Below are 14677 nucleotides of genomic sequence, written 5' to 3'. Positions count from 1 at the left end.
TATGAAGCAGATTTTGTTCATGGATACGACGCTACGTGATGGCGAACAATCACCAGGAGTGAATTTAAATGAACAAGAGAAATTGCAAATCGCAAGGCAATTAGAGAGACTTGGTATTAACGTAATGGAAGCTGGCTTTGCAGCAGCTTCCGAAGGGGATTTTCAATCGGTAAAACGCATCGCAAATACGATTCAAAATGCTACAGTCATGAGTTTAGCTAGAGCGAAAGAATGTGATATTCGAAGAGCATATGAAGCGGTGAAAGGTGCTGTATCTCCTCGTCTACACGTATTTTTAGCTACGAGTGATATTCATATGAAGTATAAGCTTTGTATGTCAAAGGAAGATGTATTAGATAGTATTCATCGCTCGGTTACACTTGGGAAATCGTTATTTCCGACAGTACAATTTTCTGCAGAAGATGCGACAAGAACAGCAAGAGATTTTTTAGCTGAAGCAGTAGAAGTGGCGATTCGTGCAGGAGCAAATGTAATTAATATTCCAGATACAGTTGGATATACGAATCCAGAAGAATATTATTCTCTTTTTAAATACTTACAAGAATCCGTTCCTTCATATGAAAAAGCAATTTTCTCTTGTCATTGTCACGATGATCTTGGGATGGCTGTAGCCAATTCATTAGCTGCGGTTAAAGGCGGAGCGTTACAAGTAGAAGGAACAATTAATGGAATTGGAGAAAGGGCAGGGAATGCGGCGTTAGAAGAGGTCGCAGTTGCTCTTCATATTAGAAAAGATTTCTATAAAGCGCAGTCTTCTATGACGCTAAAAGAAATTAAAGCGACGAGTACATTAGTAAGCAGATTAACAGGGATGGTTGTACCGAAAAATAAAGCGATCGTGGGAGCGAATGCATTCGCTCATGAATCAGGAATTCATCAAGATGGTGTATTAAAAGAAGTGACAACGTATGAGATTATTGAACCAGAGCTAGTAGGCGAATCTCAAAATCTATTTGTACTTGGAAAACATTCTGGACGTCACGCGTTTACAGAAAAAATGAAAGAGCTTGGCTATGAATTTACAAAGGAAGAACGAGATGCAGTGTTTGAAGCCTTTAAAAAATTAGCTGATCGTAAGAAGGAAATTACGGAGGAAGATTTACAAGCACTTATGCTTGGTGAAGCAGCATTTGCGGCTCAGCAATATACAATTACGCAACTGCAAGTACATTTCGTATCAAATAGTACACAATGCGCGACAGTTGTATTAAAAGATGAAGAAGGAAATGTATACGAAGATGCAGCTACTGGCTCAGGTAGTATTGAAGCAATTTATAATGCAATCCAAAGAATTTTAGGCTTAGAATGTGAATTGGCAGATTATCGCATACAATCTATTACGCAAGGTCAAGACGCGCTGGCTCATGTTCATGTTGAATTAAAAGAAGGAACGCATCAAGTATCAGGTTTTGGTGTCGCGCAAGACGTATTGGAAGCGTCGGCAAGAGCATATGTCCACGCAGCGGGGAAATTAAAATCTTTTATCCAGCTTGTGAAATAAGTGTTTGACAGGTGAGAGGAGCTATTCTCACCTGTCAATTATAGTTCTGAAAATTCTGTTAAAAGGAGTGTTGAAATTGGAAAAACGTATCGTTTGTTTAGCTGGTGATGGTGTTGGTCCGGAAGTTATGGAAAGTGCGAAGGAAGTATTGCGCATGGTAGAAAGGCTATATGGTCATCATTTTCATTTGCAAGATGAGTACTTCGGCGGGAGTGCTATTGATTCAAATGGGCAACCATTACCACAACGAACACTTGCCGCTTGTTTAGCAAGTGATGCGGTTTTACTAGGAGCAGTTGGTGGACCAAGGTGGGATAGTGCGAAAGAAAGACCAGAGAAAGGATTATTAGCTCTAAGAAAAGGCCTCGGTGTATTTGCGAATGTTCGCCCTGTAACGGTAGAAAGTGCAACGGCACATTTATCGCCATTAAAAAAGGCTGATGAAATTGATTTCGTTGTCGTTCGTGAATTAACAGGTGGGATTTATTTTTCTTACCCGAAAGAACGGACGGACGAAGTAGCAACAGATACACTTACGTATCATCGCCATGAAATTGAACGTATCGTTTCTTATGCTTTTCAATTAGCGAGTAAGCGGAAGAAAAAAGTAACATCTATTGATAAGGCGAATGTTTTAGAATCTAGTAAACTATGGAGAACTGTAACAGAAGAAGTAGCACTTCGTTATCCAGATGTTGAACTAGAACATATTTTAGTAGATGCTGCTGCCATGGAGTTAATTCGGAATCCAGAACGGTTTGATGTAATTGTAACAGAAAATTTATTTGGGGATATTTTAAGTGACGAAGCTTCCGTATTAGCTGGATCATTAGGAATGCTTCCGTCAGCAAGTCACGCGGAAAAGGGACCTTCATTATATGAGCCTATTCATGGATCAGCACCTGATATTGCCGGGAAAAATAAGGCGAATCCAATTGCTATGATGCGCTCTGTTGCCATGATGCTTGGGCAATCGTTCGGATTAACGAGAGAAGGGTGTGCAATTGAAGAAGCGATTTCAGCAGTTCTTAAATCAGGAAAATGTACAGCAGATATCGGGGGGACTGAAACGACAACTTCATTTACAAAGGCAGTTATGCAAGAAATGGAAGAGCAAGCGTTAGTAGGGAGAGGAAGATAATGGGGAAAAGGTTGCTAGATAAGCTTTGGGAAAAACACGTAGTTACGACAAATGAAAATGGATTAGATTTATTATATATCGATCTGCATCTTGTTCATGAAGTAACGTCACCGCAAGCCTTTGAAGGCTTGCGGCTTACAAACCGAACGGTACGCAGACCAGATTTAACATTCGCAACGATGGATCATAATATTCCAACGAAAGATGTTTGGAATATTACCGATCGCATTGCGAAGCAGCAACTAGATACACTTCGGGAAAATTGTAAACAATTTCAGGTGCCGTTAGCGGATATCGGAGATGAAGAGCAGGGGATCGTTCATGTTATCGGACCAGAACTTGGGCTCACGCAGCCAGGAAAAACTATTGTTTGTGGTGATAGTCATACAGCGACGCACGGTGCGTTTGGTGCGCTAGCGTTTGGTATTGGTACGAGTGAAGTGGAACATGTATTGGCAACGCAAACGCTGTGGCAAAGAAAACCGAAAGCGATGGGTATTGAGCTAAAAGGGAAATTACAGAAAGGCGTTTACGCAAAAGATATTATTTTACATCTCCTTTCAAAGTACGGTGTAGCAGTTGGAACTGGATATGTAATGGAATTTTACGGAGAGACAATTGGAGCTATGGAGATGGAAGAGAGAATGACGCTTTGTAATATGGCAATTGAAGGAGGAGCGAAGGCTGGTATTATAGCACCAGATGAAAAAACATTTGCTTATGTAAAAGGACGTAAATATGCACCGGAAGACTATGAAACTTTTGAGAAAAAATGGTCTGAACTGTATACAGATTCAGATGCAATGTATGATTTACATATTTCGGTAGATGTGGCGGATTTAGCACCGTACGTTACGTGGGGAACAAACCCGAGTATGGGTGTTCGTATTGATGAAAAATTGCCAGAAAAGCATGATGCAAATGACGAAAGAGCATTTTCTTATATGGGATTAAGACCCGGACAAAGTACGTATGACATTCCAGTTCAGCATGTTTTCATTGGATCTTGTACAAATTCCAGGCTCTCTGATTTAGAAATTGCTGCATCTGTTGTGAAAGGGAGAAAGGTAAAAGAAGGTGTGCGAGCACTCGTTGTGCCTGGATCGAAAAGAGTAAGGGACGCGGCGATGCAAAAAGGACTACATCACATATTTGAAGAAGCGGGATTTGAATGGAGAGAACCTGGATGTTCCATGTGTCTTGGAATGAATCCAGATCAAGTACCTGAGGGAGAGCATTGTGCTTCCACTTCAAATCGTAATTTTGAAGGAAGACAAGGAAAAGGAGCAAGAACACATTTAGTTAGCCCAGCAATGGCGGCAGCAGCTGCGTTATATGGTCATTTTGTTGATATTAGAAAGGAGAGTTATGATGGAGCCATTTCGTATTCATAAAGGTACTGCCGCAGTACTGATGAATGATAACATTGATACAGATCAAATTATTCCGAAGCAATATTTAAAGAGAATTGAAAGGACGGGATTTGGAAAATATTTATTCGATGAATGGCGTTTTGATAATAACCGCCATGAAAATCCTAATTTTCCGCTTAATGCACAAGATAGAAAAGGAGCAAGTATATTAATTACAGGTGATAATTTTGGTTGCGGTTCTTCAAGAGAACATGCTCCGTGGGCGCTTGCTGATTATGGTTTCCGTGTTATTATCGCTGGTGGGTTTGCAGATATTTTTTATATGAATTGTATGAAGAATGGTATGTTACCAATTGTAATGGATAAAGAAATGCGAGAAAAGCTTGCCAAAACGGATGCAAGAGAACAAATAGAAGTAGACTTAGAGAATGAGGTCATTACAACAAGTACGCACAGGTTTCATTTTACAATCGAGAAAATGTGGAAAGAGAAATTATTAAATGGTTTAGATGAAATTAGTATTACAATGCAATATGAACAAGAAATAAAAGAGTATGAAAGAAGGGTAGCTGTATATTAAAAAATAACGGAATATTTAAAATGTATTTACATTCAGAATTAAGTATTATATACTATGTAAAAATTAGAGGAGAAAGGGAGTAAGTATTATGAAAACAATGCAATCTATTAAAATGCTTACACAACTACATCATCATACATAAAGCCCTTGAACCTAGCGTGAAAACGTGTAGGTGCAAGGGTTATTCCCGTTGTACCTACACGCTACTAAAGAGCCTTGTAGGTATATTTTATCTACAAGGCTCTTTTTATTTTCGGTTTAGGTGCATGAAATAAGCATACATTAGAAAGGGAAAGGTGTGAGAATTTCGATGACAAAATGGAAACGGGCAAATCCAAATGGAACGAGAGATTATTTATTCGAAGAATGTACGTTAATTGAAGAAGTGGAGCAAAAATTAAGGCGTACTTTTTTAGAGAGAGGTTATGAAGAAATAAGGACACCAACAATTGAATTTTATGATGTGTTCGCCTTTCAAAGCCGGCCGATAGATGAAGAAAAGATGTATAAATTTTTTGATGAAAAGGGAAGGATTATCGTATTGCGTCCAGATATGACAATTCCTTTAGCGAGAGTGATCGGAACGCAGAGGTGTGATACGCCACTTAAAGTGACGTATAGCGGAAATGTATTTCGAGCGAATGAGTCCCTAACCGGAAAATATAATGAGATCGTACAAAGTGGTATTGAAATTATTGGTATTGATAATGTAAGAGCTGAAATTGAATGCGTCATAAGCGTCATTCAATCACTGCAAAAGGTGAAGGTGCAATCTTTTACAATAGAGATTGGGCAAGTGCAGTTATATAAATGTATTGTCAAAAAGCTCTCCATTCATGAGGAAGAAGAGAGAGTACTTAGAACATATATTGAAAGTAAAAATTATGCTGCTTTATCAAATTTTATTAGAGAAAAGAAATTAGATCGATGTGATGAAACAGTAAGATTACTTGAGAAATTACCAAGGCTATTTGGGAATTTAGAAGTGATTGAGGAAGCAGAAAAACTCGCCTCGAGTAATGAAATGAAAATGGCCATCGCAAGAGTGAAAGAAATATATGAAGCCATTGAAAAACTAGGTTATGGATCTTACATATCAATCGATTTAGGTATGATCCAACATCTAGATTACTATACAGGAGTTATTTTAAAAGGGTATATATATGAGATTGGAGAAGAAATTGTTAGTGGTGGAAGATATGACGAGTTAATCGGAAATTTTGGAGAAATGCTGCCGGCTGTTGGGCTCGCGGTGCAAGTCAATCAAATTGTGAAGGCGATGCAAGAGCAGCAAGAACCATATGAACGAAAGAAAATAGATATTATCATTCATTATGAGTTAAATAGATTAGCAGAAGCGGAAAGATTACGAAATTTACTTCAAAAGGATGGGAAAAAAGTAGAGCTATCCTTATTCTCTAATGTAAACGACACCTTTCAATTTGCAAGAAAAAATCAAATAGTAACGGTCGTTGAGGCAAAGAATGAATCGTTAGTGGAATATGTATGGAAAGAGAAATGGGTAGTCCAGAAAGAAGGAGAAACTTCATGCGTAACATTCAAATTGCGTTAACGAAAGGAAGATTAGAGAAGCATGTGATTCCACTCTTTGAGCAGATTGGAATTGATTGTTCAGAGCTCAAAAATAAAGGACGAAAGCTTGTCTTTCAAAGTAAAAATACAGATATCTCATTTATTTTAGTGAAAGCAGTAGATGTCGCTACTTATGTAGAACATGGAGTAGCTGATATTGGTGTCGTTGGAAAAGATATTCTAATGGAAAACGAGAAAGATATTTATGAAATGTTGGATTTAGGAGTAGGCGTGTGTAAGTTTTGTGTAGCTTCTATTCCTACTTATAACCCGAAAAGTTACCGAAAGAAACGTATTGCAACGAAATATCCACATATTACTTCTAACTATTTTCATGATAAAGGAGAGAATGTAGAAATTATTAAAATAGAAGGTTCTGTAGAAATCGCTCCTATTCTTGGATTGGCAGATGCAATTGTCGATATTGTTGAAACAGGAAAAACATTACAAGAGAATGGACTCATTGTATTTGAGGAAATGTGTTCTATATCTGCTCGAATGATTGTAAATAAGGCTGCATTAAAAACTAAAAAAGACGAAATATTCAGTATTATAAATATGATGGAGCAAGAAATTTTGTCAGGAAAATAGGGGGGCTTGTAATGGAGATCGTTTGTGAAGATTTTCAAAAAGCGTTATCGAAAATAAAATTGCTACGAGAAAACGCTAATATAATAGAAGAAACTGTTCAAAGAAATGTAAGCGAAATTGTTCGGAATGTAAGGGAGAGTAAGGATGAGGCCCTATCTTTTTATACAAACAAGTTTGATGGTGTGGAGATGAAAGAGTTTCGTGTAAGTGAAGAAGAAATAAAAAGAGCGAGTATGTTTGTAGAAAATTCATTTTTAGAAGCGTTACAAGAGGCGAAGAAAAACATTATTTCGTATCACGAAAAGCAAAAAAGGCAATCCATATTCGATTGCGAGAGTAAAGGCATCGTTAGAGGACAAATCATTCGGCCGTTAGAAAATGTAGGAGTATATGTGCCGGGCGGAACGGCTTCGTATCCTTCGTCAGTATTAATGAATGTATTGCCAGCAAAACTCGCTGGTGTGCAAAAGATTGTAATGGTAACACCGCCGAGAGAAGGAGGAATTGATCCACATATTTTAGTTGCTGCAAGTCTTGCAGGGGTGGATGAAATTTATACGATAGGTGGTGCGCAAGCAATTGCAGCTTTAGCATACGGAACGGAATCGATTCCGAAAGTGGATAAAATAGTTGGACCTGGAAATTTGTACGTCGCTCTAGCAAAACGAGAAGTATATGGAATAGTAAATATCGATATGATTGCCGGACCATCAGAAATTGTAGTTATCGCTGATGAAACCGGTAATGCAAAATATATCGCTGCTGATTTATTATCACAAGCAGAACATGACGAGAGAGCAACGGCAATTTGTATTACAACAAATATAGAGTTAGCAAAAAAAGTAGAAAAAGAGATAGAAAGACAGTTAGAAACATTACCGAGAAGCGAAATTGCACGTGAATCGATAAATAGAAATGGAGCTATTTGTATCGTTCCTTCTTTAAATGAGGCGCTCCAATTATCGAATGAAATTGCCCCGGAACATTTAGAGTTACATATAAAAGAACCGATGAATGCTTTAGCTTATGTGAAACACGCAGGATCTATCTTTCTTGGACCATATGCACCGGAACCGCTCGGTGATTATGTAGCAGGACCGAATCATGTGTTACCGACGAGTGGAACGGCAAGATTTTTCTCACCGTTATCAGTCGATGATTTCGTGAAAAAATCAAGTTTCCTGTCTTATACGGAGGACGCGTTAAGAGATGTCCAACATCATATTGTAGAACTTGCCAATAAAGAAGGGTTACATGCGCATGCGAGAGCAATTCAAATAAGATTTGAGGAGGAAGAATAATGCGTGAGTTTAGTCAAATACGTGAGACGACAGAAACAAAAATAAAATTAAGTTTGCAGCTTGATGAAGGAAAGAACGTTTCTGTACAAACGGGAGTGGGATTTTTTGATCATATGCTAACTTTATTTGCAAGGCATGGAAGATTTGGTTTGCAAGTGGAGGCGGAAGGCGATGTATTCGTTGATGCGCATCATACAGTTGAAGATGTTGGAATTGTACTCGGAAATTGTTTGAAAGAAGCATTGCAAAATAAAGAGGGGATTAACCGTTATGGCTCTGCTTATGTACCGATGGATGAATCTTTAGGTTTTGTCGCAATTGATATAAGCGGCCGCTCGTATATTGTGTTTCAAGGAGAATTAACGAATCCAAAGCTAGGAGATTTTGATACAGAACTAACAGAAGAATTTTTTAGAGCAGTTGCTCATGCTGCCAATATTACATTACATGCTCGTATTTTATACGGAAGTAATACACATCACAAAATTGAAGCGTTATTTAAAGCATTTGGTAGAGCGCTTAGAGAAGCAGTCGAAAGAAATGCTAACATTACTGGTGTAAATTCAACGAAAGGGATGTTGTAATTGATTGCCATTATAGATTATGGAATGGGAAATATTCGTAGTGTAGAACAAGCATTAAAGTATATTGGAGCAGCGTACATTGTAACGAGTGATAAAGAAGAGATTTTTAGAAGTGATGGAGTGATTTTACCAGGAGTAGGTGCATTTCCAAAAGCGATGGATGTATTGGAAGAAAAAGATTTAGTGCGTGTGTTACAAGAAATAGGGCGTTCAAGAAAACCACTTCTAGGTATTTGCCTAGGAATGCAGCTTTTATTTGAAAAAAGTGAGGAACTACAAGACTGTAACGGGTTAAATTTATTGCCAGGCGTTATTCGAAAGTTAAAGGTTCCTTATAAAATTCCTCATATGGGATGGAATGAGTTAAAGAAAGAAGGAGAGATAGCGCTTTGGAATGGAGTAGAGGACGGTTCTTTCGTATATTATGTCCACTCTTATTACGCAGATTGTCCAAATGAAATTGTGTATGGAATAAGTGATTATGGAGTGAAAGTACCTGGTTTTGTAGCAAAAGGAAATATATATGGCGCACAGTTTCATCCTGAAAAAAGTGGTGACATAGGGATGAAAATGTTGAAAAATTTTAAAGGAGTGGTAGAATCATGGAAATCTTCCCAGCTATCGATTTAAAAAAGGGACGATGCGTTAGACTGTATCAAGGAGAATTTAGTAAAGAAACAGTAATGAATGAAGATCCGGTTGCGCAAGCGATTATATTTGAAAAATTTGGAGCGAAACGGTTGCACATTGTTGATTTAGATGGTGCAGTTGCTGGTGAGTCGTTAAACTTGTCCGTCATTGAAAGAATTTGCAAGGCAGTACGTATTCCAGTGCAAGTTGGAGGAGGAATTCGATCACTTGTAGCGGTAGAGAAGTTATTTTCAGTAGGGGTAGATAAAGTGATTTTAGGAACAGCTGCTCTGTATGATAAGACATTTTTAGAAGAAGCAGTTTTTTTATATAAAGAAAAAATCATCGTCGGAATTGATGCGAAAAATGGTTTCGTAGCAACGAGAGGTTGGCTTGATTTATCTGAAATTTCTTACATTGATTTAGCGAAACAAATGGAGAATGTAGGTGTTCAAACGATTGTATTTACAGACATTTCGAAAGACGGGACACTTGCAGGACCGAATATAGAACAATTGGAGTTACTACAAAAAAGCGTTTCTACTCGACTTATTGCTTCTGGAGGAGTTGCATCTATTCAAGATGTGAAAAAGTTAAATGATATGAACATATACGGTGTCATAATTGGTAAGGCTCTTTACGAGAAAACGATTGATTTAGAAGAAGTGCTAGAGGTAACAAAGTTATGTTAGCAAAACGCATTATTCCATGTCTAGATGTGAAAGAAGGGCGAGTCGTAAAGGGGGTAAATTTTATAGGGTTACAAGATGTCGGGGATCCTGTTGAAATAGCAGCTTTATATAATGATGCGGGAGCAGATGAAATAGTATTTTTAGATATTACGGCAACGTATGAAGGACGAAAAACAATTATAGATGTTGTAGAAAAAACGGCTTCAAAAGTATTTATTCCTCTTACAGTTGGCGGAGGAATTTCAAGTGTGAAAGATATGTACAATTTACTAAGAGCTGGAGCAGATAAAGTTTCAATTAACTCAGCAGCATTGCGAAATCCAAAATTAATCGAAGAAGGGGCACAGCATTTTGGTTCACAATGTATCGTCGTCGCAATTGATGCTAGAAAAGTAGCAGAAGATAAGTGGAATGTATATGTGAACGGCGGGAGAGTTGATACGGGAATGGATGCAATCAGGTGGGCAAAGCGCGTTACAGAGCTAGGCGCAGGCGAAATTTTATTAACGAGTATGGATGCAGACGGAACGAAAAACGGATATGACCTTCGTTTAACAGAAGAAATTTCAAAAAGTGTTTCCGTACCTGTCATCGCGTCAGGTGGATGTGGTCATGCTGATCACATTATAGAAGTGTTTCAAAAGACAACAGTTGATGCAGCATTAGCGGCATCAATCTTTCATTACGGTGAGGCGACAATAGGGGACGTAAAGAAAAAGTTAAGAAATGCAAACGTTGAGGTGCGGCTATGAAACCTAACTTTTCAAAAGGACTATTACCAGCAGTTGTAATTGAAGAAGATACAAAAGAAGTTTTAATGCTAGCTTATATGAATGAAGAAGCATATGAAAAAACAATAGAAACGAAAAGAACATGGTTTTATTCTCGTTCAAGAAGGTCGTTATGGAATAAAGGAGAAACATCAGGTAATGTCCAACATGTGCAATCTCTTTATTTAGACTGTGATCAAGATTCAATCGTTGTTGTCGTAAAGCAAGTAGGACCTGCATGTCATACGGGAGAAAAAACATGTTTTCATTACAAAATTATATAGGGGGATACATATGAAAAACGCCTTTACATTACTATTTGAAACAATTGAAGAACGAAAGAGAAACCCACTTCCTGAATCATATACAAATTACTTGTTTTCAAAAGGAGAAGATAAAATTTTAAAGAAAATTGGTGAGGAATGTTCTGAAGTAATTATTGCATCCAAAAATAATGATAACGAAGAGCTAGTGAAAGAAATGGTTGATGTATTGTATCACTGCTTCGTGTTATTAGCCGAAAAAAATATATCATTAGAAGATATTATAGAGGAAGTGACAGAAAGAAATGGGAAGCTTTCGAGAATAGGGGACAGAAGAGAAATAGATACATTATAGGGGGGAATATGTATGAAGGTGGATTATCACATTCATTTAGAAGAAGGGCCATATTCAATAGGATGGCTAGCTAAAATAAATGAATCATTACAACATTATGAACCGCTAAAAGAAGAAAAACATTCTATGGAATGGCTTGTGAAAACACAAGAACGCCTGCAAAGACGTGTGAATGAAGGACCATTTACAACGAAATGGATTGATTTATATTTAGAAGAAGCTTTGCGAAAAGGGATAAAAGAAGTTGGTATTGTCGATCATTTATATCGTTTTTATGAAGCGAAAGAATACTATGAAAAATATGTTGATATTAGTGATTCGGGGCTTGGACGTTTACAAAAGGAATGGTTAGAACAAGTAAGGGTAGCTTCACTACATGATTTTACAAAGGCAATTGAAGAGGCGAAAGAACGGTGGAGTAAAAGAGGTGTTACGCTTAAACTTGGAATTGAAGCAGATTATTTTATTGGTGGTGAACAACAATTACAATCTTTACTCGCATTAGGAGATTTTGATTATGTAATTGGTTCTGTTCATTTTTTAAATGGCTGGGGATTTGATAATCCAGATACGAAAGAATATTTTAAGGAACATGACTTATATGCTTTATATGATACGTTTTTCAAAACGGTTGAGTGCGCAGTTCGTTCTGAGTTATTTGATATTATTGCTCATCTTGACAACATAAAAGTATTTAATTATCGGTTAGATGAGAATGAACAACTTTCTTATTATAAGAAAATTGCGCGTGCATTAGTAGAAACAAATACAGCAACGGAAATAAATGCGGGATTGTACTATCGCTATCCTGTGCGCGAAATGTGTCCGAGTCCGCTATATTTACAAGTATTAGCTAAACACGAAGTTCCGATTACACTCTCTTCAGATGCTCATTATCCGAATGATTTAGGAAAATATGTGGAAGAGAATATAAAGACGTTACGTAATCATGATATTGTTCACTTAGCTACATTTACGAAACGAGTCCGAACGATGAGATTACTAGAAGAAGTAACAATTTCAAAATGATCACGATTTTTTCATGAAAACCCATCTTTTTGTTCAAAATAAGAAAGAATAAAAAGGAGGGTAAAGAAATGGTGAAACAACAAAATAAACGAAATGCACAAGATGCACAGCAACAAGCGTATACTTCTGAAACGAATGCTACATCTCAATCCGTTATTGAGGAACAAATTAGTGATACAGTTGCAGAAGGAACGATCGATGTGAAGCTTGGAAAACAATCGCAAGAAAAAGAATAAGAAGAGGGGGAGACTTGCATCTCCTCTTTTTTTGTGGAAAAGTGTCGATTTTCAAAACTATAATCAAATTCCTTGGTTTTTATATGTGGATTTCTTACAATGAAAGATAAGAGAGATCTTATTTTCTATAGAAGAGGTGTTAGTAGTGGCAAAAATATTAGTAGCAGGGAAAATTCCAGCAATCGGATTAGAACTATTAAAGGATCATAATGTAGAAATGTACGATAAAGAGGAGTTAATTTCTTTAGATGAATTAACAGAGCGTGTAAAAGACAAAGATGCATTGTTAAGCCTACTTTCTACAAAGGTGACAAAAGAAGTGATTGATGCGGCACCTAATTTGAAGATTGTTGCAAACTACGGTGCTGGTTACGATAATATTGATTACTCGTATGCTGGAGAAAAAGGGATTGCCGTAACGAATACACCGAAAGTATCAACGGAAGCGACAGCAGAATTAACATTCGCACTTCTTTTGGCAGCTGCACGTAGAATCCCTGAAGGTGATACGCTATGTCGTACAACTGGATTTAATGGATGGGCACCGTTATTTTTCTTAGGCCGCGAAGTACATGGTAAGACAATTGGAATTATCGGTCTTGGAGAAATCGGAAAGGCAGTTGCGAAGCGTGCAAAAGCGTTTGGAATGAATGTTTTATATACAGGACCAAATCGAAAGCCTGAAGCTGAAAGTGAACTGGAAGCAACATATGTAACATTGGAAGAATTATTACAAACAGCAGACTTTATTACAATTAACTGTGCGTATAATCCGAAATTGCATCATATGATTGATGAGGAACAGTTCAAAATGATGAAGAAAACAGCGTATATTATAAATGCTTCACGTGGACCAATTATGCATGAAGCGGCACTTGCTCATGCTTTAAAAACGAATGAAATTGAAGGGGCAGCTCTTGACGTGTTTGAATTTGAGCCAAAAATTACTGAAGAGCTAAAAGGATTAAAGAATGTGGTACTTGCTCCTCACGTAGGAAATGCAACATTCGAAACGCGTGATGCGATGGCCGAAACGGCGGTAAGAAATATTTTAGCTGTGTTAAATGGCGAAGAACCTGTAACACCTGTCAATCAAAAAGTATTCGTTACAAAATAAAAAGAAACCTTCCGGAATCGGAAGGTTTCTTTTTATTTTTCTTTATTTGCTCTTTTTGATGGTCTTTGTCTAAGGAATTGAGATAGCATGTACAAAATATATAGTGGAATAGCAATGAATAAGAAAACAGAAAAATTACCGAATCCTGTTTGGTACATTGTGATAATGATGCCCACTAAAAATAGTGTAATAATGATGCTATATCGTGGAATTGGTACATCTTTTAAACTTGGGATACGAATGCGGCTCACCATTAAAAATGCGAACGTTACAAATACTGTAATAAGAACGATTTTTGGAATGGTATGTGAAAATAATGTTAAGAAAGCAACAAGCCCTCCCGCTGCTGTAATCGGTACCCCAGTGAAGTATTTCATTGAAGTAGAAGATGGTGTTACATTAAATCGTGCTAAACGATATGCTCCGAAAAGAGGGAATAGCCCCGCTATGTATAGTCCGATGATTCCATAATTAGAGAAAGATGTGTAATACATAAGAACAGCAGGTGCTGCACCAAATGTTACGACATCCGCAAGCGAGTCAAGTTCTTTTCCCATTTGTGAATCAACACGTAATAAACGAGCAACACGCCCATCAAGACTATCTAACATCATCCCGATAAGTACTAAAATAGCAGCTGATTTATAATATCCTAAAGATGCATAGCCGATTGACAAGAATCCACTATATAAATTTCCGAGCGTAAATAAGTTTGGAATAGCTGCTCTATACAAAATCTGATCCCTTGCTTTCTGTAATAAATTCTTAATTAGTGTATGAAAGTTTACTTATTTTATCATACCATAAATTTCTTCCTCATACGAAAGAAATTCCCAATTTGTGAAAGATTTCATAGCAGAATGATTTGAAAAATAAGTGAAAAAAGAAGCAACTTTTATC

17 protein-coding genes are annotated in these 14677 nt (G+C 37.2%); 16 read left to right on the top strand and 1 reads right to left on the bottom strand.

The genetic code is table 11. The annotated features are described in order from the left end of the window. Position 1: 1 nt before the first annotated feature. From leuA to AC0NJG_RS08815, 16 genes are all read left to right on the top strand, one after another. Positions 2-1522 carry a 2-isopropylmalate synthase gene (gene leuA, locus AC0NJG_RS08890; RefSeq protein ID WP_087994454.1) on the top strand — a complete coding sequence of 507 codons (1521 nt, stop codon included), beginning with the start codon at positions 2-4 and terminating at the stop codon, positions 1520-1522. 76 nt (positions 1523-1598) lie between these two features. Then, positions 1599-2663, top strand: a complete 1065-nt coding sequence (leuB, locus tag AC0NJG_RS08885) for a 3-isopropylmalate dehydrogenase (RefSeq protein WP_087951793.1) — start codon at positions 1599-1601, stop codon at positions 2661-2663. After that, entirely contained in the window at positions 2663-4057 is a 1395-nt protein-coding gene (leuC, locus tag AC0NJG_RS08880; protein ID WP_087951794.1) for a 3-isopropylmalate dehydratase large subunit, read from the top strand. Before leuB ends, leuC begins: the two co-directional genes overlap by 1 nt. Continuing rightward, positions 4035-4616 (top strand): 3-isopropylmalate dehydratase small subunit, encoded by a 582-nt coding sequence (gene leuD, locus AC0NJG_RS08875; protein ID WP_087951795.1) that lies wholly within the window; start codon positions 4035-4037, stop codon positions 4614-4616. Before leuC ends, leuD begins: the two co-directional genes overlap by 23 nt. A 310-nt stretch (positions 4617-4926) precedes the next feature. Next, the gene (gene hisZ / locus AC0NJG_RS08870) at positions 4927-6189 is read left to right on the top strand and encodes an ATP phosphoribosyltransferase regulatory subunit (RefSeq protein ID WP_474062987.1); all 1263 of its coding nucleotides are present in this window, start codon (positions 4927-4929) and stop codon (positions 6187-6189) included. Further along, positions 6165-6800 carry an ATP phosphoribosyltransferase gene (hisG, locus tag AC0NJG_RS08865; RefSeq protein ID WP_087951797.1) on the top strand — a complete coding sequence of 212 codons (636 nt, stop codon included), beginning with the start codon at positions 6165-6167 and terminating at the stop codon, positions 6798-6800. The genes hisZ and hisG overlap by 25 nt, the downstream gene beginning before the upstream one ends. An 11-nt stretch (positions 6801-6811) precedes the next feature. Next, the gene (hisD, locus tag AC0NJG_RS08860) at positions 6812-8101 is read left to right on the top strand and encodes a histidinol dehydrogenase (protein ID WP_088328135.1); all 1290 of its coding nucleotides are present in this window, start codon (positions 6812-6814) and stop codon (positions 8099-8101) included. Further along, the gene (gene hisB / locus AC0NJG_RS08855; protein ID WP_087951799.1) at positions 8101-8685 is read left to right on the top strand and encodes an imidazoleglycerol-phosphate dehydratase HisB; all 585 of its coding nucleotides are present in this window, start codon (positions 8101-8103) and stop codon (positions 8683-8685) included. The genes hisD and hisB overlap by 1 nt, the downstream gene beginning before the upstream one ends. Continuing rightward, on the top strand, positions 8686-9315 hold the full coding sequence (gene hisH, locus AC0NJG_RS08850) for an imidazole glycerol phosphate synthase subunit HisH (protein WP_087951800.1): 630 nt from the start codon (positions 8686-8688) through the stop codon (positions 9313-9315). Continuing rightward, positions 9288-10007 (top strand): 1-(5-phosphoribosyl)-5-[(5-phosphoribosylamino)methylideneamino]imidazole-4-carboxamide isomerase, encoded by a 720-nt coding sequence (hisA, locus tag AC0NJG_RS08845; RefSeq protein ID WP_087951801.1) that lies wholly within the window; start codon positions 9288-9290, stop codon positions 10005-10007. Before hisH ends, hisA begins: the two co-directional genes overlap by 28 nt. Next, positions 10001-10759, top strand: a complete 759-nt coding sequence (hisF, locus tag AC0NJG_RS08840; RefSeq protein WP_087951802.1) for an imidazoleglycerol phosphate synthase cyclase subunit — start codon at positions 10001-10003, stop codon at positions 10757-10759. The genes hisA and hisF overlap by 7 nt, the downstream gene beginning before the upstream one ends. Next, positions 10756-11061, top strand: a complete 306-nt coding sequence (hisI, locus tag AC0NJG_RS08835) for a phosphoribosyl-AMP cyclohydrolase (RefSeq protein WP_000803969.1) — start codon at positions 10756-10758, stop codon at positions 11059-11061. Before hisF ends, hisI begins: the two co-directional genes overlap by 4 nt. A 10-nt stretch (positions 11062-11071) precedes the next feature. Continuing rightward, positions 11072-11395, top strand: a complete 324-nt coding sequence (gene hisE, locus AC0NJG_RS08830; RefSeq protein WP_087951803.1) for a phosphoribosyl-ATP diphosphatase — start codon at positions 11072-11074, stop codon at positions 11393-11395. 12 nt (positions 11396-11407) lie between these two features. After that, entirely contained in the window at positions 11408-12424 is a 1017-nt protein-coding gene (locus AC0NJG_RS08825) for a histidinol phosphate phosphatase domain-containing protein (protein ID WP_474062986.1), read from the top strand. 68 nt (positions 12425-12492) lie between these two features. Continuing rightward, positions 12493-12660: a DUF4025 domain-containing protein gene (locus AC0NJG_RS08820; protein ID WP_087951805.1), complete on the top strand. Its 168-nt coding sequence runs from the start codon at positions 12493-12495 to the stop codon at positions 12658-12660. A 145-nt stretch (positions 12661-12805) separates the two neighbouring features. Beyond that, a complete protein-coding gene (locus AC0NJG_RS08815) occupies positions 12806-13777 on the top strand; it encodes a 2-hydroxyacid dehydrogenase family protein (RefSeq protein ID WP_088328138.1) in 972 nt (323 codons plus the stop codon). A 32-nt stretch (positions 13778-13809) separates the two neighbouring features. Here AC0NJG_RS08815 and pssA read toward each other — a convergent pair whose 3' ends face one another. After that, positions 13810-14511, bottom strand: coding sequence for a CDP-diacylglycerol--serine O-phosphatidyltransferase (gene pssA, locus AC0NJG_RS08810; protein WP_000285422.1), 702 nt, complete (start codon positions 14509-14511; stop codon positions 13810-13812). Positions 14512-14677 lie beyond the last annotated feature (166 nt).

The organism is Bacillus sp. SSR7, assembly GCF_055902415.1.
This window is presented reverse-complemented; position numbering and strand designations above follow the sequence as displayed.

Coding starts and splice junctions, on each gene's coding strand:
- leuC (WP_087951794.1), top strand. CDS start 2,663: ATGGGGAAAAGGTTGCTAGATAAGCTTTGGGAAAAACACGTAGTTACG.
- hisB (WP_087951799.1), top strand. CDS start 8,101: ATGCGTGAGTTTAGTCAAATACGTGAGACGACAGAAACAAAAATAAAA.
- hisG (WP_087951797.1), top strand. CDS start 6,165: ATGCGTAACATTCAAATTGCGTTAACGAAAGGAAGATTAGAGAAGCAT.
- leuD (WP_087951795.1), top strand. CDS start 4,035: ATGGAGCCATTTCGTATTCATAAAGGTACTGCCGCAGTACTGATGAAT.
- hisZ (WP_474062987.1), top strand. CDS start 4,927: ATGACAAAATGGAAACGGGCAAATCCAAATGGAACGAGAGATTATTTA.
- hisE (WP_087951803.1), top strand. CDS start 11,072: ATGAAAAACGCCTTTACATTACTATTTGAAACAATTGAAGAACGAAAG.
- hisD (WP_088328135.1), top strand. CDS start 6,812: ATGGAGATCGTTTGTGAAGATTTTCAAAAAGCGTTATCGAAAATAAAA.
- hisF (WP_087951802.1), top strand. CDS start 10,001: ATGTTAGCAAAACGCATTATTCCATGTCTAGATGTGAAAGAAGGGCGA.
- AC0NJG_RS08820 (WP_087951805.1), top strand. CDS start 12,493: ATGGTGAAACAACAAAATAAACGAAATGCACAAGATGCACAGCAACAA.
- hisI (WP_000803969.1), top strand. CDS start 10,756: ATGAAACCTAACTTTTCAAAAGGACTATTACCAGCAGTTGTAATTGAA.
- AC0NJG_RS08825 (WP_474062986.1), top strand. CDS start 11,408: ATGAAGGTGGATTATCACATTCATTTAGAAGAAGGGCCATATTCAATA.
- hisA (WP_087951801.1), top strand. CDS start 9,288: ATGGAAATCTTCCCAGCTATCGATTTAAAAAAGGGACGATGCGTTAGA.
- leuA (WP_087994454.1), top strand. CDS start 2: ATGAAGCAGATTTTGTTCATGGATACGACGCTACGTGATGGCGAACAA.